This is a genomic window from Acinetobacter sp. YH16038, from assembly GCF_013417275.1.
Taxonomy (GTDB): domain Bacteria; phylum Pseudomonadota; class Gammaproteobacteria; order Pseudomonadales; family Moraxellaceae; genus Acinetobacter.
Genome location: NZ_VPEG01000004.1, coordinates 157,368 through 177,095, shown reverse-complemented (window position 1 = coordinate 177,095; position 19,728 = coordinate 157,368). Strand labels below are relative to the sequence as shown.

23 protein-coding genes are annotated in these 19,728 nt (G+C 44.2%); 2 read left to right on the top strand and 21 right to left on the bottom strand.

From position 1 onward, the window contains the following. Window positions 1-354: 354 nt before the first annotated feature. The 9 genes from yjgA to mazG all read right to left on the bottom strand — a co-directional run bounded on the left by yjgA (window position 355) and on the right by mazG (window position 7,033). Window positions 355-888 carry a ribosome biogenesis factor YjgA gene (yjgA, locus tag FTV34_RS02295; protein ID WP_005232100.1) on the bottom strand — a complete coding sequence of 178 codons (534 nt, stop codon included), beginning with the start codon at window positions 886-888 and terminating at the stop codon, window positions 355-357. 2 nt (window positions 889-890) lie between these two features. Continuing rightward, window positions 891-1,160 (bottom strand): HPr family phosphocarrier protein, encoded by a 270-nt coding sequence (locus tag FTV34_RS02290; protein WP_034169914.1) that lies wholly within the window; start codon window positions 1,158-1,160, stop codon window positions 891-893. Further along, a complete protein-coding gene (gene rapZ / locus FTV34_RS02285; RefSeq protein WP_004782131.1) occupies window positions 1,157-2,008 on the bottom strand; it encodes an RNase adapter RapZ in 852 nt (283 codons plus the stop codon). The genes FTV34_RS02290 and rapZ overlap by 4 nt, the downstream gene beginning before the upstream one ends. Before the next feature lie 18 nt (window positions 2,009-2,026). Then, window positions 2,027-2,875 (bottom strand): pantoate--beta-alanine ligase, encoded by an 849-nt coding sequence (gene panC / locus FTV34_RS02280; protein ID WP_180068686.1) that lies wholly within the window; start codon window positions 2,873-2,875, stop codon window positions 2,027-2,029. Between the two features lies 1 nt (window position 2,876). Continuing rightward, window positions 2,877-3,686: a 3-methyl-2-oxobutanoate hydroxymethyltransferase gene (gene panB / locus FTV34_RS02275; RefSeq protein WP_004782128.1), complete on the bottom strand. Its 810-nt coding sequence runs from the start codon at window positions 3,684-3,686 to the stop codon at window positions 2,877-2,879. Between the two features lie 52 nt (window positions 3,687-3,738). Beyond that, complete coding sequence (folK, locus tag FTV34_RS02270) at window positions 3,739-4,224, bottom strand: 2-amino-4-hydroxy-6-hydroxymethyldihydropteridine diphosphokinase (RefSeq protein ID WP_180068684.1); 486 nt, start codon at window positions 4,222-4,224, stop codon at window positions 3,739-3,741. Further along, entirely contained in the window at window positions 4,221-5,696 is a 1,476-nt protein-coding gene (gene pcnB, locus FTV34_RS02265) for a polynucleotide adenylyltransferase PcnB (protein ID WP_180068682.1), read from the bottom strand. The genes folK and pcnB overlap by 4 nt, the downstream gene beginning before the upstream one ends. A 136-nt stretch (window positions 5,697-5,832) precedes the next feature. Further along, window positions 5,833-6,261: a ComEA family DNA-binding protein gene (locus tag FTV34_RS02260; protein ID WP_159124105.1), complete on the bottom strand. Its 429-nt coding sequence runs from the start codon at window positions 6,259-6,261 to the stop codon at window positions 5,833-5,835. Then, the gene (mazG, locus tag FTV34_RS02255) at window positions 6,221-7,033 is read right to left on the bottom strand and encodes a nucleoside triphosphate pyrophosphohydrolase (protein WP_179992369.1); all 813 of its coding nucleotides are present in this window, start codon (window positions 7,031-7,033) and stop codon (window positions 6,221-6,223) included. Before mazG ends, FTV34_RS02260 begins: the two co-directional genes overlap by 41 nt. An 89-nt stretch (window positions 7,034-7,122) precedes the next feature. Here mazG and FTV34_RS02250 point away from each other — a divergent pair, with 89 nt between their 5' ends. Beyond that, window positions 7,123-7,893, top strand: coding sequence for an SDR family oxidoreductase (locus FTV34_RS02250; RefSeq protein ID WP_180068680.1), 771 nt, complete (start codon window positions 7,123-7,125; stop codon window positions 7,891-7,893). A 25-nt stretch (window positions 7,894-7,918) separates the two neighbouring features. Here FTV34_RS02250 and FTV34_RS02245 read toward each other — a convergent pair whose 3' ends face one another. Beyond that, entirely contained in the window at window positions 7,919-8,557 is a 639-nt protein-coding gene (locus tag FTV34_RS02245) for a 4'-phosphopantetheinyl transferase superfamily protein (RefSeq protein WP_262738153.1), read from the bottom strand. Window positions 8,558-8,801: 244 nt separating this feature from the next. On the opposite strand from FTV34_RS02245, the gene FTV34_RS02240 reads away from it, so the two are divergent. Next, window positions 8,802-9,371 (top strand): hypothetical protein, encoded by a 570-nt coding sequence (locus FTV34_RS02240; protein ID WP_180068678.1) that lies wholly within the window; start codon window positions 8,802-8,804, stop codon window positions 9,369-9,371. A 56-nt stretch (window positions 9,372-9,427) separates the two neighbouring features. On the opposite strand, the gene der is transcribed toward FTV34_RS02240, so the two are convergent. The 11 genes from der to FTV34_RS02185 form a co-directional block, all read right to left on the bottom strand. After that, entirely contained in the window at window positions 9,428-10,840 is a 1,413-nt protein-coding gene (gene der / locus FTV34_RS02235) for a ribosome biogenesis GTPase Der (RefSeq protein ID WP_180068676.1), read from the bottom strand. Window positions 10,841-11,016: 176 nt separating this feature from the next. Beyond that, window positions 11,017-12,165, bottom strand: coding sequence for an outer membrane protein assembly factor BamB (gene bamB, locus FTV34_RS02230; RefSeq protein WP_180011822.1), 1,149 nt, complete (start codon window positions 12,163-12,165; stop codon window positions 11,017-11,019). After that, window positions 12,162-12,860 carry a tetratricopeptide repeat protein gene (locus FTV34_RS02225; protein ID WP_005232125.1) on the bottom strand — a complete coding sequence of 233 codons (699 nt, stop codon included), beginning with the start codon at window positions 12,858-12,860 and terminating at the stop codon, window positions 12,162-12,164. The genes bamB and FTV34_RS02225 overlap by 4 nt, the downstream gene beginning before the upstream one ends. 30 nt (window positions 12,861-12,890) lie before the next feature. Further along, window positions 12,891-14,186: a histidine--tRNA ligase gene (gene hisS, locus FTV34_RS02220; RefSeq protein WP_180052460.1), complete on the bottom strand. Its 1,296-nt coding sequence runs from the start codon at window positions 14,184-14,186 to the stop codon at window positions 12,891-12,893. 3 nt (window positions 14,187-14,189) lie between these two features. Continuing rightward, the gene (ispG, locus tag FTV34_RS02215; protein WP_004782104.1) at window positions 14,190-15,311 is read right to left on the bottom strand and encodes a flavodoxin-dependent (E)-4-hydroxy-3-methylbut-2-enyl-diphosphate synthase; all 1,122 of its coding nucleotides are present in this window, start codon (window positions 15,309-15,311) and stop codon (window positions 14,190-14,192) included. A 23-nt stretch (window positions 15,312-15,334) separates the two neighbouring features. Further along, entirely contained in the window at window positions 15,335-16,120 is a 786-nt protein-coding gene (locus FTV34_RS02210; RefSeq protein WP_180068674.1) for a helix-turn-helix domain-containing protein, read from the bottom strand. Beyond that, a complete protein-coding gene (gene pilW, locus FTV34_RS02205) occupies window positions 16,111-16,911 on the bottom strand; it encodes a type IV pilus biogenesis/stability protein PilW (RefSeq protein WP_180068672.1) in 801 nt (266 codons plus the stop codon). The genes FTV34_RS02210 and pilW overlap by 10 nt, the downstream gene beginning before the upstream one ends. A gap of 14 nt (window positions 16,912-16,925) precedes the next feature. Beyond that, the gene (rlmN, locus tag FTV34_RS02200; RefSeq protein WP_005232136.1) at window positions 16,926-18,161 is read right to left on the bottom strand and encodes a 23S rRNA (adenine(2503)-C(2))-methyltransferase RlmN; all 1,236 of its coding nucleotides are present in this window, start codon (window positions 18,159-18,161) and stop codon (window positions 16,926-16,928) included. A gap of 121 nt (window positions 18,162-18,282) precedes the next feature. Beyond that, a complete protein-coding gene (ndk, locus tag FTV34_RS02195) occupies window positions 18,283-18,714 on the bottom strand; it encodes a nucleoside-diphosphate kinase (RefSeq protein ID WP_004782097.1) in 432 nt (143 codons plus the stop codon). Between the two features lie 109 nt (window positions 18,715-18,823). Continuing rightward, window positions 18,824-19,024, bottom strand: a complete 201-nt coding sequence (iscX, locus tag FTV34_RS02190) for a Fe-S cluster assembly protein IscX (RefSeq protein ID WP_005232138.1) — start codon at window positions 19,022-19,024, stop codon at window positions 18,824-18,826. Between the two features lie 88 nt (window positions 19,025-19,112). Further along, window positions 19,113-19,664 carry a phosphatase PAP2 family protein gene (locus FTV34_RS02185; protein WP_004782094.1) on the bottom strand — a complete coding sequence of 184 codons (552 nt, stop codon included), beginning with the start codon at window positions 19,662-19,664 and terminating at the stop codon, window positions 19,113-19,115. Window positions 19,665-19,728: the final 64 nt, after the last annotated feature.

Genomic DNA, 19,728 nt, shown 5'->3' with positions numbered 1-19,728 from the left:
ACAGCTCATTTTTCTTCTGATCTTTAGGTAAATAAAAGCTTTTGAATTTTCAAATATATAGAAAATGCTTATTATCACTTTCTGAAAAAATAGATCGCCAATAATATTAACTTTAACCTAAATTTATTTCTATTTTTTAAATATTCTTAATAATCATAAAATATTGAGGGATTTAAATAGTTTATTTATGCACTAAAACCAATTTCTTACGTAATCAAAAATATTAAAAGTTTACATTTTTTTACAGTTAACAATGACTTATAGGAACATTCTTGAATTTTCATGGAAAATAAAAATTAATTATAGTGAATAAAAAAGCGACAAAATGTCGCTTTTCTTTAATTCAGATTACAATCAGTTATCTGAAATCAGGGCAACTTGCTGCACATAGTTAAACAGCTTTTGCTTTGAGGCTGCCACCTCTTCTTCCGGTGCCTGATTTTTTAGATCACGATGCACACGTAAATAATGCTGACGTAAGGTATGACGCTCTGTCGCATTATAGGTTTTGGTAAATTCATTAATTGCAGGATCACCATCTTTCACGATACGGTCAACCCAACGCTGCAATTGTGCTGTCTTTTTCAAACCCTGTTTCGGAGTCAGATAAGACAGAATCACGGTTTCATTTTCATTACGAAGTAATTTACCAATACGTGAAAATTGACGACGGCGTGCTTCATGTGAACTGATTTGTTGGACATCCAGCAAAGCTTCAATCAGACGTTCTTCAACGGGTAAATTTTTAATTTGTTTCGCACTCAGTTCTGCCAACTGTGCGCCTAAAGCAGCCATACGCTGAACTGCTTTTTTCTGTTCGGTTTTACTTGCGCGTCCCTCTAAAGATTCAAAGTCTTCTTCAGTTAAACTGCTCGGTCGACGTGCCACGATTAATCTGCCTCATAAAATTTTGCCGCAAACAGTGCCTGAATTTCAGATAAGGCCTTTTCCTCATCTGCACCTTCAATCACCAAGCGTAAAGTTGTTCCTTTGCCCGCACCAAGCATCAGCAAGGACATAATATTTTTGGCATCAACCAATTTGTCCGACTTGCCAATCTGGATACTGGAACGAAATTTGGTGGTAACTTCAATGAGTTTACCTGATGCACGCGCATGTAAACCTAGTTTATTAATTACGTCAACAGTCGTATCAATCATGACCAGTGCTTCATTTCTCGGTGGAGGACTTGAATAGACCATTTTGCCTCAAGCGCTTTTTTTAGTCTATCCACAATATAAACAGAACGATGCTGGCCGCCAGTACAACCAATTGAGATGGTCATATAATGACGATGACCCTCAGCAAAGGTCGGCAGCCATTTGTCTAAAAAATGATAAATATCCTGGAACATGTCTTCGACCTGATCACTTTTTTCCAGGAATTCCTGTACCGGCTGATCAAGGCCTGAATATTTACGCAGTTCCAGTTCCCAATGCGGATTCGGCAAATGACGGACATCAAAAACATAGTCAGCATCTAAAGGAATGCCATGCTTATAGCCAAAAGATTGCAGAATCACAATCAGGTTATCGGTCTGCCCCAGCTTGTACAGCAAGGTATGTTTTAGATCATGCACGCTTTTATCGGTGGTATCGATATGCACTGTAGAGCGGAGCTGGATTGGCATCAGCAGGACTTTTTCTTCCTGAATACACTGATGCAGGCTCTTGAAACGGGCAGCCAAAGGATGCGGACGGCGTGACGCACTAAAACGGGCAATCAGCTCCTGATCCTGCGTGGTCAGATAGATGACATCCACCGTACCATGCTGTTGCAGCTGTTCAAACACATGGTCGAATTCCTGCAAATCTGCACGGGTACTACGTACATCCACCCCAAGCGCCAACTGTTCCAGATTATTTTCACAGTCCAGCTTCGCCACAATTTCAGGAAGTAAGGCCAAAGGCAGATTATCAATACAGTAATAACCCAAGTCTTCAAGTACCTGCAATGCAGAAGATTTACCTGAGCCAGATTGTCCTGTCACAATTAAAATGCGCTTCATGCCTTACGATCCTTTTACTTATCCAGCTGCGTATTTGATCTGCAGATTATCAATCAGACGAGTTTTTCCTAATTTCGCCGCGATCAGAATCACGACATCCTGATTAAATTCATCAATTTTCTGCAATTCCGGTGTACGGACTTCTATATAGTCCACTACCATACCTGCATCTGTCAAAGTTTGACGGATACCTGCCAGTGCTTCCTCCAAAGTTTTACCTGCATGTAACTGCTGCTCAGCAGTTTTCAGACTCTGGAAAATAACCGGTGCTGTCGCACGTTCCTGCTCGCTTAGATAGCCATTACGCGAACTAAGTGCCAGACCATCTTCAGCACGAGCAATCGGTACACCAATCACTTCCAGCGGAATATTGAGGTCTTGAACAAACTGACGAATCACAGCCAATTGCTGATAATCTTTCTGACCAAAGAAAGCATAGTTAGGTTGAACAATATTAAATAACTTGGTCACCACGACCGCCACACCATCAAAATGACCCGGACGCTGTAAGCCACATAGATCATTGGTGATACCAGACACACTGATATTGGTCAGACGTGGCTTGTTACCATACATCTGCTCTACAGTTGGGGCAAAGACAATGTCACAACCTACATCTGCCAGTAACTGCTGATCCTGCTCTAAAGTACGGGGATAATTATCAAAATCTTCATTAGGTCCGAACTGGATCGGATTAACGAAAATACTCACAACAACGACATCACACAGTTTACGCGCCTCACGCACCAGATTCAGATGCCCCTGATGCAGGTTGCCCATGGTCGGGACAAAACCAATAATTTTACGCGCAGAACGTGCAGGATTGAGCGAAGCAGATAATCCTTGGATGGTTGTTTCTGTTTTCATGTTACAACTCGACTTGGAATGTTTGTTCAGGTGCTGGGAATGAACCATCTAAAACAGCCGCATGATAGGCTTTAAATGCATCCAGAATTGCAGTCGCACCAGACTGTTCTTTCATAAAGTTACGTACAAATTTTGCAGTGTGGCCAAAGGTCAGACCGAGCATGTCCTGAACGACCAGTACCTGGCCATCAGTGGCTGCCCCTGCTCCAATGCCAATCACTGGAATATGCGGGAAAAGTTCAGTAATTTCCTGACCCAATTGTGCAGGCACGCATTCCAGCAACAGCACTGCTGCACCGGCTTCAACCACTGCCTTACAGTCAGCAATCAGTTGATCGGCCGCTTCACGGGTACGGGCCTGTAGCTTATAGCCACCAAAGACATGCACCGACTGCGGTGTGAGACCCAAGTGAACACAGACTGGGATCCCGTTACGGGTTAGAACCTGAACGGTTTCCGCCAACCAGGCACCACCTTCCATCTTGACCATTTGTGCACCGGCCTGCATCACCGTTTTTGAGCTTTGTAATGCATCATTCAGAGTGGCATAACTCATAAATGGCAGATCAGTCATAATCAGTGCATGCTGATTGCCACGGCGTACCGCTGCGGTATGGTAAGCCATATCTTCTACAGTCACAGGCAAGGTTGAATCACGACCTTGAATCGACATACCCAAAGAGTCGCCTATCAGAATACTGTCAACTTCAGCAATTTCCATGGCTTTGGCCATACTGGCGTCATAGCAAGTCAGGCAAGAAAATTTGCGTCCTTCCGCTTTATATCGTCTTAAATCACTGAGACTGATCATGAAGATGTTCCTCTATTATTGAAGTTCTCTCGAACATGCCAATAATTAAAAATTAAATATTTGCCCAATTCGTGCGGTCAAAAACCGTTAAGGTTGATTGCTTGACGATGTCCAGGTCTTTTAATGTATTTCCATCCAGCTGCAAGTCGTCATCAATATCCAGTAATGGCACCAATACAAAATCACGTTCCAGCACGCCCACATGCGGTACGGTTAACCGTTCATTTTGAATCTGTTCATCACCATAAATAAGCAGATCCAGATCCAAGGTACGTTCACCCCAATGACGTAGACGCACACGCCCAGCCTCCTGTTCGAAGGCTTGCAGACGATCCAGCAGATCCAGCGGTGCCAGATCCGTAATTAACTGTACGACAGCATTAAAATAATTCGGCTGATCTTGTGGCCCCATAGGTGGGCTTTGGTATAGATGCGAGGTTTTGACCTGCCCCAGACTTGCCAGCTTTTGCACGGCTTCAGCCAGAATCTGGCGTGAATCGCCCAGGTTACTTCCTAAACCGATATAGGTCACTGTCATTGTGTAGGCCCAAAAATAACCTGGCTTAAATCACGCTGCACCCGTTTACGCTTGGTAATTGGATGGTCTGCACCAATGTCGCCGCTGGCACTGGCCGCCACATGAGAAACCGGTTTGCTACGCTCATTCTCAAATTTGGCTTTACGCGCACGACGGCTACGTGGTTCCGGCTCATTCACCAGAGGTTCAATCTCGGTTACTACATCTTGTGCAGCCAGACGCTGTTCCAGATGTTCTTCCTGAGAAGCCTTGCGACGGCTCTTGGCACGCTGACGGTTATATTGGGCAATGGCGCGCTCTTTTTCATCGCTGCCCATTTGCTGATAGGCTTCCCACCAGCTTCCCATACCTTGTGCAGTTTCATCGCCTGATTTTTCACGCAGCAACAAAAAGTCAAAGCCGGCACGGAAACGTGCATGACCTGATAATGCTTCAATCTGTTGCGGTTTTGGATTGAGCAAGCGGGTTTGCATTTCCCAGACTTCACGAATGAAAGTTTCCGCAAAGCGTGGAATCACAGTACGGGTAGCCTGACGTTTCAGTACATCCAGTCCTGCTTGCGCACGTGCTTCCGCAGGCACTACCCCTTTAGACAGATAAAAATCACAGCGCTCCAGGAACGGTTGCCACAACAATACCGCATAGAAGAAAGCCGGGTTGATGGTCTTGCCAATCGAAATACGCTGATCGGTATTTTTCGCTGCCAGTTCAATAAATGCAGTAATGTTTGGCTTGATATCGGCAAACAGCTGACGCCAGATGCCAAAATCAATCAGCATTGGCAACACACGATTCAAATGTCCTATAGTAAACAGCTTTTGCGATTCATCATAGAGACGGTGTGGAGACACATCACGTAGAAGCTGGGTCATTTCCGGAGTGAAAATATCCAGAATGGCTTTATCAATACTGAAATTGAGTTTGGCTGCAAAACGTAAAGTTCGCAGCATCCGGACCGGATCTTCCTCAAATCTTAGAGTCGGATCACCCAGTAAACGCAGCGTTTTGTGTTTAATATCATCTACTGCATTGCAAAAATCCAGCACGATACCTTTGCGTGGCTGGTAATACATGGCATTGATCGAAAAATCTCGACGAGCAAAATCCTGCTCAATGGTGCCCCAGTTATTATCGCGCAGGATCATCCCTGCTGCAGAGGTCACCGCTTTTTTAGGAGGCGCACGGAAAGTTGCCACTTCAACCAGTTCACGGCCCGAATAGACATGCGCCAGCTCGAAACGTCGTCCGATAATCCGACAACGCCGTCCGAACACTTCTTTAACCTGAGCTGGTGTAGCATTGGTCACTGCATCGAAATCTTTGGGATTTAAACCCAGCATCAGATCCCGGACACCACCACCTACGATATAAGCTTCATAGCCTGCCTTGGTTAAGGCATCAATCACATCGAGAATATAAGAAGGTAATTGAGCGGTTGATAAACCACATTTTGACGCGCGCAAAGTTTGCAAAAGACGCTGTCTCCTACGTCTGAACGTAAAATTCTAAGATGACGCTAATCATATCGCTTACACCGCTAAAGGGCAATTTGATTATGTCATTCTCATGGTTCAGATGGATGGCTTATTTACAATAAATTCAGCAGGGTTACAAAGCCAGTTTATCCTTGTTTTTGGCAAATAAGGCCGGCCCGATGCCTTTGACCTGTTGAATATCTTCAATTGTTTTAAATTTACCGTTTTTCTGCCGGTATTCAATGATCGCTTCCGCTTTCTTCTGCCCGATGCCATTTAACTGCTGTAACTGCTCAATACTGGCCTGATTCAGACTGATTTTATCAGCAGCTGAAGAGGCGGATAATGCAGGTTTAGCCAGATAATGATTGTTTTCAGAAACGGGGGTAGCAGCAGCAATTTTCTTCTTCAGGCGTGCATCATGCTGCTGCTGACGTACTTTCCATTCTGCATAATCGGTTGCAGTTGCATGTACTGTTCCAATTGAAGTATAGGCCAGCCAAATGCCTAGCAGGACAGTATTAATCCATGCTGGACCTATGCGATGTTGTACTTTGTTCATGAGCGGCTCTTTGTTTTAATTCTAATTTGGCCTGTTCCCAGAGCTGATCCAATTCAGCCAATGACAGGCTTTCCAGATTGAGTTGCTGTTGTTCTGCCCGATCTTCCATCAGGGCAAAGCGAGTCCGGAATTTATGGATCGTGCCCAATAATGCCATCTCGCTTGAGACACCAAGTTTACGACCAACATTCACCAGTGAAAATAAGCAGTCTCCAAATTCTTCGAGTATTTCATCGGAATTTTGTCCAGCAACGGCTTCTTTGAGTTCAGCCAGTTCTTCTTCCAGCTTGCCATAGGCACCCGCGACATCTGGAAAGTCAAAGCCGATTTTGGCGACATTTTTCTGGATCTCATCCGCCTGTTGCAGTGCAGGTGCATGCTTGATCTCATCCAAACGTGAACGTGGCTTACCCTGTTTTTCTTTCTGCTTGATTTCTTTCCAGAGTACCGAGACATCTTCAGGACTCAGCTGTGCAAACTGTTCAGCCTGAAATACATGCGGATGACGACGAATCAGCTTATCCGTAATCGCCTGAACTACATCATGAAAATCAAAAGCGCCCTGCTCGCTATACATTTGTGACTGAAATACGACCTGTAACAGCAAATCACCCAGTTCATCCCGCACCTCATCAGCTTGGCCAGAGCGCACTGCTGCTTCAACTTCATAGGCTTCCTCAATCGCATATTTGGTTAAAGATTCGGGAGTCTGTTGCTGATCCCATGGACATTTTTCACGTAACTCACGCATGACTTGGAGTAATTGTTCCACCGTAAAACCTCTTCTTTACCAAATAGCCGCATTATTTTGCCTGTTTCTTGCTATGCTCAAGAAAAAAAGACAATAAGGAGATCAAGCACATGCACAGTATATTGATTAGTGGTGCAGCACAAGGAATTGGTGCCGCGACAGCCAGGCTATTTTACCAGCAAGGTTATAAAGTCGGAATTTATGATATTAATCTTGAACAGGCAGAACAATTGGCCCAGCAACTCGGTGAACATGCCAAAGCCGGCTTTCTGGATGTAACCGATTATGCGTCATGGGAGACTGCTCTATCTGAATTCGCATCCTGGTCAGGTGAAATCAATATTCTGGTAAATAATGCCGGGATTTTATATTCCGGTCCTTTTGAAGAAACGAATATTACTAATCACCATCGCACCCTTGACGTGAATATCAAAGGCGTCCTGAATGGCTGTCATGCTGCTTTACCCTACTTAAAGCAGGCTTCCTTTGCCCGGGTCATTAACCTGTCTTCAGCATCGGCGATTTATGGCCAAGCGGATCTGGCTTCCTATGCAACCAGCAAATTTGCGGTTCGTGGTTTGACTGAAGGACTAGATATCGAATGGCAAAAATATGGCATTCGGGTATTTGATGTGATGCCGCTTTTTGTTAGCACTGCAATGGTGAAAGATATGCAGGCCGAAAGTATCAAAAAAATGGGCGTGCATCTAAAAGCTGAGGATGTTGCACAAGATATTTTCAAATTGGCACAGCTAAAAGATTCGATCTGGCAAGTGACGCATCATCCAGTCGGATTCAAGAGTAAGTTTTTATTTCACTTATCTCGAATGAGTCCACAGTTCGTTAACCGGCTGAGTAATTTAATGATTGCCAAACAATAAGAAATATTTTGGGCTTACTCTACTTTTAAACAGCTTGATGAATCTGAATCGTTGGAAATCTTAAGCCTTTACAGGAATGCTCGCTTTGCCAGGCCACAGTGAGCATGCAACCCGCTAAGATATAGTTTTGATAGGCATAAATTCCAATTTCTGGATGTTCACAACGTCCTCCATCCTGATGTGGATGAATCTGGGTATTCAGCTCATTCAGGTTTATCCGGATTCCAAGTCCTGACGCTTTTAGGACCGCCTCCTTGGTGGTCCAGACTTTAAACCAGTATTCAGGATCATAACCCAATGCCTGCCACTGTTTCAGCTCTTCAGGATGAAAAGCATGTTGGGCTAAGGCTTCAAAACGTACATTTCGATTAAGTTCTTCGATATCGATCCCCAAATTCTGAATACTTTTGCTTGTTGCTAATGCATAGAAGTTTTGGCTATGGGTATGATTAAAACCAAAGTCTGGATGGGCTGGAAAATAAGGCTTGCCGTATTCGGTTGTAGTAAAGTCCTGCTGGTCAATAACACAACCTAAATGTGCAGCTAGCAACTGATTACGATAGTTATAAATTAATTGTTTACGCTGCTGAATATAGGTTTTCCGATCTAAGTCTTGTAAATGTCTAAGTCGTGGTGCCAGCGCGATCCAATCAATATGAATAATAGACTTCAAAAATAGTCGCCCTTATAAAAAATGTTACTTTTAAGGCCTTCAGTATAAATCAACCTGATTGCCTCTCTGACAAACTATAGGTAATATCTTAAAATATATTTTAATAAAACTTAATTAAAACAATAAAATATACTGTAAATCAAAATAAATAATTGAGCTTTCAAGCTATTTTTAATCGAATAAAAAATAGTTACAATCCAGCTACAATTTTATACATAGAAAAACAGAGGGTCATATGTTTAAGCGAATCATATTCAGTACGACAATTGCTACACTATCATTTTCAACACAAGCTGGCTCCTGGCTAGAAGCTGCTACTGCAGTTATGGGAGCTAGAAACGGCGCCATCATGGATCAGGCTGAAGCAAATATGGAGCGCAGCCGTGCACAGGCGAATGCTGCTGTTGCACGTGCAGACCGTGCCTATGCTTCTAATTATAATAATGCTTCAAATCAAAATAACGGTGTCTACTCAACAACATATTTAAAAGGTTTAGATTGTACGGATTTGGCAGTAGAAGCGCGCAGTTTTGAACGCACCTTAGAAGCAAGTCAAAATGCACTAAACCAAGCGAATGCTCAAGCCAATAATCCTGTTTCTAAATTGGCAGGTATTGCAAGTGGTGCGCTATCTGCTTTTGCAGGTCAATCACAAACAGTTGCGCGCGCAACTGAAATTACCAATGCTTTTACTGGCAATAATAATCAAAATAATATTGCCGCGTCTCAAGCCGATGCTGACGTAGCTTTAGCTAATCTTGAAAATATCCGTATTTATCAAAAAGCAAAAAAATGCTCAATCTAAAAAATGAATAAATAAAAAAGCCTGCTTTCGCAGGCTTTTTTATTTAACTATGGCAATTAACCACGTTTAAATTTTTTCTCGGCTTTCTTGAATTTCTGTACATAACGACGGCGACGCGCAGCAGTACGTTCATCCAGCTGTGACTTGCGACCTTCAAATGGGTTTTCTGAGGTTTTAAATTCAATTTTTACTGGTGTACCTTCAAGTTTGTAAACTTTACGGAATACATTTTCCAAGTAACGGCGATAATCTGCAGGTGTCTTATCTACTTTATTACCATGAACCACGATAGTCGGTGGATTCTGTCCGCCCATATGCGCATAACGCATCTTAATACGACGACCTTGTACAGTAGGCGGTTGGTGCGCTTCAGTGGCATCATTCAGGATCTGAGTCAGCTTCGCTGGTGATACTTTCAGATGTGAAGAATCATAAGCACGGTGAATCGATGGATACATCTCACCGACACCTGTACCGTGTAGCGCAGAAATCAAATGGATTTTCGCCCAAGGAATAAAGTCAAAACGACGCTCTACATCGAGCTTACATTGTTTACGATCATATTCGGACATGTTGTCCCATTTATTGATCGCAATCACCATGGCACGGCCAGCTTCCAGTGCATAACCGATCAGGTGCAAGTCCTGCTCTACAATGCCTTCACGGGCATCCACCACGATCACCACTACGTGCGCATCTTTCATCGCCTGCAAGGTTTTCACAATTGAGAATTTCTCAATCATTTCATCAACCTTACCTTTACGGCGTACCCCAGCGGTATCAATCAGGGTGTATTGACGACCATCGCGCTCAAAAGGAATATAGATTGAGTCACGCGTCGTTCCTGGCTGGTCAAACGCTACAACACGCTCTTCACCCAATAGACGGTTTACTAGTGTCGATTTACCTACGTTTGGACGACCAATAATTGCAAGACGTAGACCAGTATTCTTGTCATGTTCTTCTAGACTTTCATCTTCAGGCACATCTTCAAGTACTTCTTCCAGCATTTGCTGTACGCCACGGCCGTGGCTAGCAGCCACTTGCATAGGCTCGCCCATACCGAGTTTATAAAACTCGACCAGAGCAGCTTCAGCATGTACGCCATCAACTTTGTTAGCTACAAGGAAAACTTTCTTGCCCAAAGTACGCAGTTCACGAGCGATCTGTTCATCAGATGCCAGTAGTCCGGCACGTGCATCGACCACAAAAATGATCATGTCGGCTTCATGGATCGCAGTTTTAGACTGCTCAGCCATGTAGGAGTCAATACCGCCTTCATTTTCACCGATACCACCAGTATCCACGACAATGAAAGATTTGTTTTGATAGATCGCATCACCATATTTACGGTCGCGTGTCAGACCAGCAAAGTCTGCCACCAATGCGTCACGGCTCTTGGTTATCTGGTTAAACAGAGTTGATTTTCCGACGTTCGGACGACCAATGAGCGCAATTACGGGTTTCATAGATTAACCTTTATTCAATATCAGGCTGTCTAAAAATGGCCTGAACATCAGAAAGTTTTGGAAGAAAAAGGGAATAGGATTAAAGCCTAAAATAAATAAAAACACGGGGCATTGAACATTCAATCACCCCGCGTAAAAAATACGGTTGGCTTATTTTAGCATAAGCCAAACAAAAATTAACGATTCTGCCAGATGCTTAATGCACCCTTGCGTGTAGAAACATAGAGCTGGTTGTCAATTACACGTAAATGACGCACTTCACCAGAAGTTTTAGCACGGCCAATAATCTGCCCTGTTGATGGATTCAGCAGGTGCAATACTCCGTCCAGATCACCTACGACAAGCTCAGTTCCGAGCATTACCGGATTGCTCAGCTGACGATTCAACAACTGATCATTTTCCCATAAAGGCTGACCAGTGGTAATTTCATAAGCACTGATTTTACCATCAGTTTGGGCAACGAAGACGCCATTGCCCACCACTTCCGGACGCTGGATACTGCTGGCATCTTCGCTCCAGATCACCTGTTGTGAAGCCAGATCAAATACAGTCACCTGACCTTGATAGCTGGTGGTCACAATAAACTGACCTGCTACGACAGGATCACCGTCAATATCGATCAAACGCTGAATGTCCGAACGACCATCCGAGATTGCAACACGGCGCTGCAATTTAGGCACACCACTTAAGGCATCGATTGCATAAATATAAGCATTTGAAGTCGCAATCAATACATTACGCGCATCTAAAGGCACCGGAGCCGCCATGCCACGCAGGCTAAACTGGACATTCGGTAAATCATAGGTCCAGACCTGAGCGCCTGAGGCCACTTCGTGAGCATATACAGTACCGTCATTAGTGACAGTAATTACGCGACCTGCATGAATCAAAGAAGGCGCCAAGATGGCACCAGTCAATTGTGCAGTCCAGCGTTGTTCGCCAGTCTGCTGATCTAGCGCGATCAATTGGCCTTTGTTACTGCCAACCACCACGATCCCATCAGCGGCTTCAACGCCAGAGCTTAAAGTATCTTTGCTGACTTTTTTCTGCCACAGGCGCTGCTTGCCATTAAAAGCAGTGACTTCACCCTTAGGGTCGATCGCAAATACGACTCCGTTATCCGCATCCAGACGTAAACGTAGCGGATCAGCCTTCTCTGTTGAAGAAACACTGGTCGAAAATACAGGAACAAGTGTTTTAGTCTGACTGATTTTTGGAAGTGGATTCGGTTTTACTTCTGGTACTTTATTGGTCTTACCCGCACAGCCAGCGAGTGCAAGAGTTAAAACAGTTAAAGCACAGGTGATTTTATATGTTCTGTTCATTCAGCTTCTTCCACTTGTGTTTCTATAATTGGGCGTTCGATTTCCGGGTCATCGACCAACACGCCTACGCTTTCGAGCTTAATTTGTAAAATTTGACGTTCTTCTTTACGTTCAATCAAAGCATCCCATGCACTTTGATATACTTTTTTGGCATTTTCAATATCATTTTTGGCAACATAGATATCGCCACGTGCTTCATCCGCTGTTGCTTTAAATGCTGGTTCAGTCACTGCATCTAAAGTTTTCAGAGCTGCATCATATTTTTTCTGTGCTAATTGTGCATAAGCCAGACGCAATTTAACGACCTGAACCAGACCTTTATCGTCAACTTTAGAGTTTTCAACTTTTTGTAATGCTTTCTCAGCGGCAGCGTAATCCTGCTTGTCATAAGCCAGTTTCGCCATGACCAACTGGGTTTGAATCGCTTGAGCTGAATCTGGCGCTTCTTTGACAATCTTGTCTGCAGTTTCAGATAGCTTGGCAAAAGCATCACCATCTGCAGCCTGTGCTTCATCCATCAGTTGCTGAACCTTGGCAGTCTGCATTTGCGATTCCGCCAGGTTTTTCTTCTGCCAATATTCCCATCCGAAAAAGGCAATCAGCGCAACCAGAATCCCGATAATGATCGAAGAACCATACTTCTTCGTGAAGGATTTTAAACTTTCAAGTTGTTCATCATCAGTCATTGCGCTCATGCGATTACCTTTTTCCTAATGTTTTATCGATTATTTTGAAGAAATTTTAGTACTGAAAAATGCGACAAAGTCAGCAAATGGCACAGTAGATTGCTCTGCCGTCGCCAGCTCTTTCACCGTAAAGCTTTGTGCTTCAAGTTCACGCTCACCGATAATGGCTGCATATAAAGCACCGGCCTGATCGGCTTTTTTCATTTGCGATTTCATTGAACCTTGTGAGCCGACTTTCAGACGAATATTACTGCCTGCAGCTTCCAATTGATCACGAATCTGTTCAGCCAATACCAGTGCTTTACCTTGCGAAGCAGGATCAGCAACCAGGAATACTTCGCAATCACGTACTGGAGTATTGTCTTCAACCTGTTCCAGTAGAAGCAATAATCGCTCCATCCCCATCGCGAAACCAACTGCAGGCACAGATTGATCCGCTTTGCCTTTCAATTGACCGACCAAGCCGTCATAACGACCACCAGCACACACAGTACCTTGTGAACCTAAATGAGTCGTGGTCCATTCAAATACGGTTTTGTTGTAGTAGTCCAGACCACGTACCAGTTTTTGATTAATAACGAAGCTAATACCAGCATCTGACAAATACTGTTGCAACTGGTTAAAGTGCGCCAGTGTTTCTTCACCCATAAAGTCGTGAAGTTTTGGTGCATTTTCTAGGATGCTTTGAGTTTTGGCATCTTTAGAATCCAGAATACGTAGCGGATTAGTCGTCAGACGACGTTGAGAATCTTCATCCAGATCCGCTTTATGCGCTTGTAGGAAGTCTACCAGCGCCGCACGATACGCTGCACGTTCATCAGACTCACCCAAAGTATTTAGCTCCAACTGCACCTTGTCAGCCACACCCATACGTTTCCATAGACGTGCTGTCATCAGGATCAATTCTGCATCCTGATCAGGCGTTGCCACACCAAATGTTTCCACACCAAACTGGTGAAACTGGCGGTAACGGCCTTTTTGCGGTTTTTCATAACGGAACATCGGTCCGATATACCAGACTTTCGGGGTCGCACCACGAAGCAGGTTATGTTCCAGCATCGCACGTACACAGCCCGCTGTTCCTTCAGGACGTAAAGTCAGAGACTCAGGCGGATTACCTTTGTCCAGAAAGGTGTACATTTCTTTTTCAACGATATCTGTGGCATCACCAATCGAACGTTTAAACAGATTAGTCTGTTCAACTATCGGCAAACGGATCTGTTGATAGCCATAGGCATCCATCAGACCTGACAGATGCTGTTCAAGACGTCTCCAAGCTGGGGTTTGCGTTGGGAGAATGTCATTAAAACCTTTGATTGCGACGATTGAACTCATGATCTACTCAGAAAAACTTGTGCGAATAATTTCTTTTGATTTGGCTTCTTCAAGCTCGGAAACACGTTGACGAACCATTGATTCGATTTCATCAACCAGTTGATTGGTATCGATTAAATGGCTCTTTTCACCATTACGATACACCAGTGAGCGCGGACTTGCACCTACTACACCGATATCGGCTTCTTTGGCTTCGCCCGGACCATTCACTTTACAGCCAATTACAGACACATCCATCGGAACACGGACATCCTCCAGACGTTCTTCAAGGGTCTGCATTACTTTAATCACGTTAAATTCCTGACGTGAACAGCTTGGGCAGGCAATGAAGTTAATTCCGTTAGAACGAAGGCCCAGCGATTTCAGGATATCAAAACCAATCTTGATTTCTTCTTCAGGCTCAGCTGCCAGAGAAATACGCATGGTATCGCCAATACCTTCCATCAGCAGACCACCCAAAGCAATCGCTGATTTCACTGAACCAGTACGATACACACCCGCTTCAGTCACACCCAAGTGCAGTGGATTATCAATCTGTTTAGACAGCAGACGATAGGCATCCATCGTCAAAAACACGTTTGATGCTTTGACCGATACTTTGAATTCATGGAAATTCAGGCGATCCAGAATGTCGATATGACGCATCGCAGATTCCAGCAATGCTTCACCAGTTGGTTCGCCATATTTCTTTTGAATATCTTTTTCCAGTGAACCGGCATTCACGCCAATACGCATGGAAATGTCGTTGTGACGTGCTGCTGCCACGACTTCACGAATCTTGGCTTCTGAACCGATATTCCCCGGGTTAATACGCAGACAGTCTGCACCCAGATCAGCAACAGCCAGCGCAATCTTATAGTCGAAGTGAATATCTGCAACCAGTGGTACGTCGACTTGCTTACGGATTTCACCAAATGCAGCCGCTGCCTCCATACTTGGGACAGAGACACGCATGATATCCGCACCTGCATCTACACAACGCTGAATTTGTGCAACAGTTGCTGCGACATCGCAGGTTTCAGTATTGGTCATTGACTGAACAGTGATCGGTGCATCACCACCGACATAGACAGAACCGACACGGATTTTACGTGTTGGACGGCGCTGAATTGGATTTACGATCATGATTTCGCCCTATCTGCTCACCATTAACGTGATAAACGGAAATCTGCTTTTCCGTTAACCGTATAAGGTGACAATGCAATACTTTCATTATTTAAACTGAGTGATACTGCTGTCGCATCATCCAGTCGGATCTGGAATGGCGCTTCACCGTTCAGCTCTATAGTAGACGCCTGACGGCCAGTGGCCAGCACATTACCGCCTGCATCTACAATATGCACAGAGGTTGGACGGCTAAAATCAAGCTTAAGCTGATCACCGGACATGGCAGCACCGGCATCCAGATTCAAAATCTCAACATCAGAAGAAGTGTCAGCAACTTCAGCATTATTTGAACTGCTTTCTGACCAGTTCTGGATCATGGCGACCAGTGCACCCAAGATCAGTACTACGACCAGCGCAATCAGACCGCGTTTTAACCATTTGCGGTTACGATCACGCTTTGATCCTGGCAATTTACCCATGATCTTGATTGGAGAATCTTTCAGAGCATGCGTTGCAACCATACCGGTATCATTGGCATAAATTTCATCAAAACGCTGAATCAGGCTAGAAGCATCGACACCGAGATATTTGGCATAGGTGCGGTAATAACCCTTAATAAAAGTCGCTTCAGGCAAGGATTTATAATCATCCTTTTCCAAGGCATTCAGGGTCTTTACCGGAATATTGAGTTCTTTGGCAACGTCTTCAAGCTCACGTTGCTGATTAATACGAATCTTGCGTAAGTACTCGCCTGGACGCTGAACATTTCCTAACGCGTTTGGAGCTACGCTCGAATTATTCGAATCTGAATTAGGATTTACTTCCATACGGCCTCAGTACTGTACTGTAATTGCAAATAACGTTGGTATTCCGGGCTTTCAGGGAACAATGCACGTAATTGATTCACCAATACCTGCATGCCTAACTGATCGCCACTGGCACGCGCAGTGCGAATGCCAATCCAGAGCGCACGGGCACTCTGGTTTTTCTGCCCCACGCCACGTACAAACTGTTCATACATTTGAGTCGCGGCCGGGAACTGCTGGTTCAGATAAAAAATTTCTGCCAACTCTAACATTGATATATACGAAGCGCGATTAGCCTGTAGTGCCTGTTTGAATGATTTTTCAGCATTCACCAGATCATCCTGTTTCAGGTAAATCCGTCCCATATTTTCAAGGGCACGAAATCGCTGGTCATAACCTAAAGTTGCGCCGGCAATTTCGAACTGGTCGATTGCATCTTTATAGCGCTCAAGCTGATATAAATAGGTGCCGTAGTTATTTCGTGCCTGGGCATTTTTTGGATCTGCCGAAATTGCACGCTTGAAATAACCTTCAGCTTTTTCAAGATTAGGTTTGCTGCCTTCTTGCTGAAGCAGCACCCCCATCATCATATTGGCTTGCGAATCACGCGGATTAGTTTCCAGTGCCTGATCCAGCGCACGTTTAGCTGAATCCAGATCACCGTTTTTAAGATATTCAACCGCCAACTGAGTACGAACCTTGGTGGCTTTTTCCGGGTCCTTCTGACCCAGATCTGGCGTTTGACACGCAGTTAAAACCAAAGACCCACATACTACTGAAACCAAAGCAAGTTTAGATGTCAGATTACTCAATTGGCGACCTCTTGTTATCCTTGTGAGCGCATAATCTCGTTGGACTGCGCAATTTTCTTTTTCCACTGTTCCGCACGACGGGTACGGTCAGCGACTTGTCCTACCAGTTGTCCACACGCAGCGTCGATATCATCACCACGTGTCTGACGAATCGTACACACAAAACCGGCATCAGACAAAGTTTTTTGGAAAGAAATAATCCGGTTACGGCTTGAACGGCCATATGGCGCATGCGGGAACGGGTTAAATGGAATCAGGTTAATCTTGCTTGGCAGATCTTTGAGCAGCTTGATCATCTGCTGGGCATGTTCAGGCTTGTCATTTACGCCATCCAGCATTACGTATTCGATGGTTACGTGCTTACGCGCACTTTCATTACCATCTTTAGTGATATAACGCTGACAAGCGGCAATAAGCTGCTCTAGCGGATATTTTTTATTGATTGGCACCAGTTCATTACGCAGTTCATCATTGGTTGCGTGTAATGAGATCGCCAAAGCCACATCAATATCTTGTGCCAACTGGTCAATTTTCGGCACGACACCTGAAGTTGAAAGCGTTACGCGGCGTTTAGACATGCCATAAGCAAAATCATCCAGCATAATGCGCATAGAGTTTAATACAGCATCATAGTTCAGCAATGGCTCGCCCATGCCCATCATCACCACATTGGTCACTGAACGCTCACGCTCAGCCACAGGCACTTCTTCCATATAGGAGTAGTTGGCCATCCATAACTGACCAATGATTTCAGCTTGAGTCAGGTCACGCTGGAAACCTTGCTTACCGGTTGAACAGAATGAACAGTCCAGGGCACAGCCCACTTGTGAAGAAATACACAGGGTCTTACGTGAGCCGGTTTTGTCTTCTGCCGGAATCAGCACGGTTTCAACCAGAGAGCCATCACCATCACCGACACGGAACACCCATTTACGGGTACCGTCTTTAGAATAGTTTTTATGCACCACTTCTGGCGCTTTAATTTCACAAATCTTTTCCAGTTTTTCACGCAGCTTGCCCGAGATATTGGTCATCTCGGCAAAATCAGTCACGAAATACTGATGAATCCATTTCATCACCTGACCGGCACGGAACTTCTTCTCGCCCATATCTTCGAAGAATTTTTCCATTTGCGGACGTGACATGCCTAGTAAGTTCACTTTTTCCACAGAATTTTGCTGTGCAGGAGTGGACGGAGATTGTTGCTGTGCATCAGAAACTGCTGATGTAGCGACCACTTCAGTACTCATGTGTATACCTAAACCATGTCTAAAGATGAAAGGAGAAGCTCAATATCTGAGCAAAGAATTATTCAGAGAATAAAAAAACCAGATAAGTATAATAACACTTATCTGGTTTGAATACTGCGTATTAACGAGTACGTGGAGCAATCTCAGTTTGCGCGAAGAAGTAGTTAATTTCGCGGTCAGCAGATGCTACAGAGTCAGAACCGTGAGCAGCGTTTTCGTCGATGCTTACAGCGAAGTCTGCACGGATTGTACCAGGAGCAGCTTCTTTAGGGTTAGTCGCGCCAAGGATGTCACGGTGAGCAAGAACAGCGTTTTCGCCTTCAAGAACTGAAACAACAACTGGACCAGAAGTCATGAATGCAACTAGGTCACCGAAGAAACCACGTTCTTTGTGCTCAGCGTAGAAGCCTTCAGCTTCAGCTTGAGTCAGGTGTTTCATTTTAGTCGCAACGATTTTAAGACCTGCTTTTTCGAAACGAGCAAAGATGTCACCGATGTGGTTTTTAGCAACTGCGTCTGGTTTTACGATAGATAATGTACGTTCAATAGCCATGATTGGCTCCTTAAGTCAATTGTTGACATGAAAATTTGCCGCATTATACCGAATAATGGACTTTTTTCTGCCTTTAAACTGTAAAAAAATTGCTTTTTTCAATTGGTAATTAACGTGCTTCGTCAATCCATGCCATTTGAATGGCTTCCAGAAGCCCTTCGGTTGATTTGGTTGGATCGTCTTCGAAATCAGGAAGTGCACATACCCAGGCATGCAAGTCAGTAAAGCGAACCCATTGCGGATCCACGTCTGGATGCGCTTCATACAATTCAATCGCGATATCGAGGGTATCTGTCCAACGTAAACCCATGTCTATTCCTAAGCCTATTTACTGTGATGTAGTACTTTAGCAAATCTGCAAATTTCTGCGAGTCTTTGCCGGATCATCTTGTGATTTTTTACAACATGATATTAAAAAAAGGTGCCGTAAATACAATCATGGTGGCTACCAGCGCGCCCAATATTGCCCCTACCGCTACATCGCTTGGATAATGCAAGCCTAAAACCATTCGAGAGATCGCCACCAGAATAGCAAATGGCAGCATCAAAAATAGTAAAAAAGGCACGATATAACCCAGCACAATAGTCACCATCACTGCATGCAAGGTATGTCCCGAAGGAAAACTAAAATGATCCAGCGGATGCTCACAGAGCCGAATCACCTGATGGACCTGATAAGGACGTGGCCGTACTGTCTTGGTTTTTAAAAGTTTATAAATCAGGGTTCCAACCATACTGCCAAACACCAGATAAACAATCTGCAAGGTATACATCAGGCCCTGAATCAGCCAGACGGCAATTAGCATCAAATACCAGAATACGCCATTGCCCAACCGGCTAATGATTTTGAAAAAAGCTGCAATGCGTTCTGAATGTGAAAAATGATTAAGATAAATACAGCCTTTTAAATCAATTTCTAAAAATTTTAGTTTTGCATTCTGAAATTTCATTGTAGAGCTCTTATTGTTTTATGCCCTGTATTTCAGGTTTTGCACGACTGAAAAATAGAGCTTG

Bases quoted from the DNA above. Each gene is read 5' to 3' on its own strand.
- FTV34_RS02290 (WP_034169914.1), bottom strand. From the start codon at position 1,160: ATGATTGATACGACTGTTGACGTAATTAATAAACTAGGTTTACATGCG.
- rapZ (WP_004782131.1), bottom strand. From the start codon at position 2,008: ATGAAGCGCATTTTAATTGTGACAGGACAATCTGGCTCAGGTAAATCT.
- panC (WP_180068686.1), bottom strand. From the start codon at position 2,875: ATGAAAACAGAAACAACCATCCAAGGATTATCTGCTTCGCTCAATCCT.
- panB (WP_004782128.1), bottom strand. From the start codon at position 3,686: ATGATCAGTCTCAGTGATTTAAGACGATATAAAGCGGAAGGACGCAAA.
- folK (WP_180068684.1), bottom strand. From the start codon at position 4,224: ATGACAGTGACCTATATCGGTTTAGGAAGTAACCTGGGCGATTCACGC.
- FTV34_RS02260 (WP_159124105.1), bottom strand. From the start codon at position 6,261: ATGAACAAAGTACAACATCGCATAGGTCCAGCATGGATTAATACTGTC.
- FTV34_RS02250 (WP_180068680.1), top strand. From the start codon at position 7,123: ATGCACAGTATATTGATTAGTGGTGCAGCACAAGGAATTGGTGCCGCG.
- FTV34_RS02240 (WP_180068678.1), top strand. From the start codon at position 8,802: ATGTTTAAGCGAATCATATTCAGTACGACAATTGCTACACTATCATTT.
- der (WP_180068676.1), bottom strand. From the start codon at position 10,840: ATGAAACCCGTAATTGCGCTCATTGGTCGTCCGAACGTCGGAAAATCA.
- bamB (WP_180011822.1), bottom strand. From the start codon at position 12,165: ATGAACAGAACATATAAAATCACCTGTGCTTTAACTGTTTTAACTCTT.
- FTV34_RS02225 (WP_005232125.1), bottom strand. From the start codon at position 12,860: ATGAGCGCAATGACTGATGATGAACAACTTGAAAGTTTAAAATCCTTC.
- hisS (WP_180052460.1), bottom strand. From the start codon at position 14,186: ATGAGTTCAATCGTCGCAATCAAAGGTTTTAATGACATTCTCCCAACG.
- ispG (WP_004782104.1), bottom strand. From the start codon at position 15,311: ATGATCGTAAATCCAATTCAGCGCCGTCCAACACGTAAAATCCGTGTC.
- FTV34_RS02210 (WP_180068674.1), bottom strand. From the start codon at position 16,120: ATGGAAGTAAATCCTAATTCAGATTCGAATAATTCGAGCGTAGCTCCA.
- rlmN (WP_005232136.1), bottom strand. From the start codon at position 18,161: ATGAGTACTGAAGTGGTCGCTACATCAGCAGTTTCTGATGCACAGCAA.
- ndk (WP_004782097.1), bottom strand. From the start codon at position 18,714: ATGGCTATTGAACGTACATTATCTATCGTAAAACCAGACGCAGTTGCT.
- iscX (WP_005232138.1), bottom strand. From the start codon at position 19,024: ATGGGTTTACGTTGGACAGATACCCTCGATATCGCGATTGAATTGTAT.
- FTV34_RS02185 (WP_004782094.1), bottom strand. From the start codon at position 19,664: ATGAAATTTCAGAATGCAAAACTAAAATTTTTAGAAATTGATTTAAAA.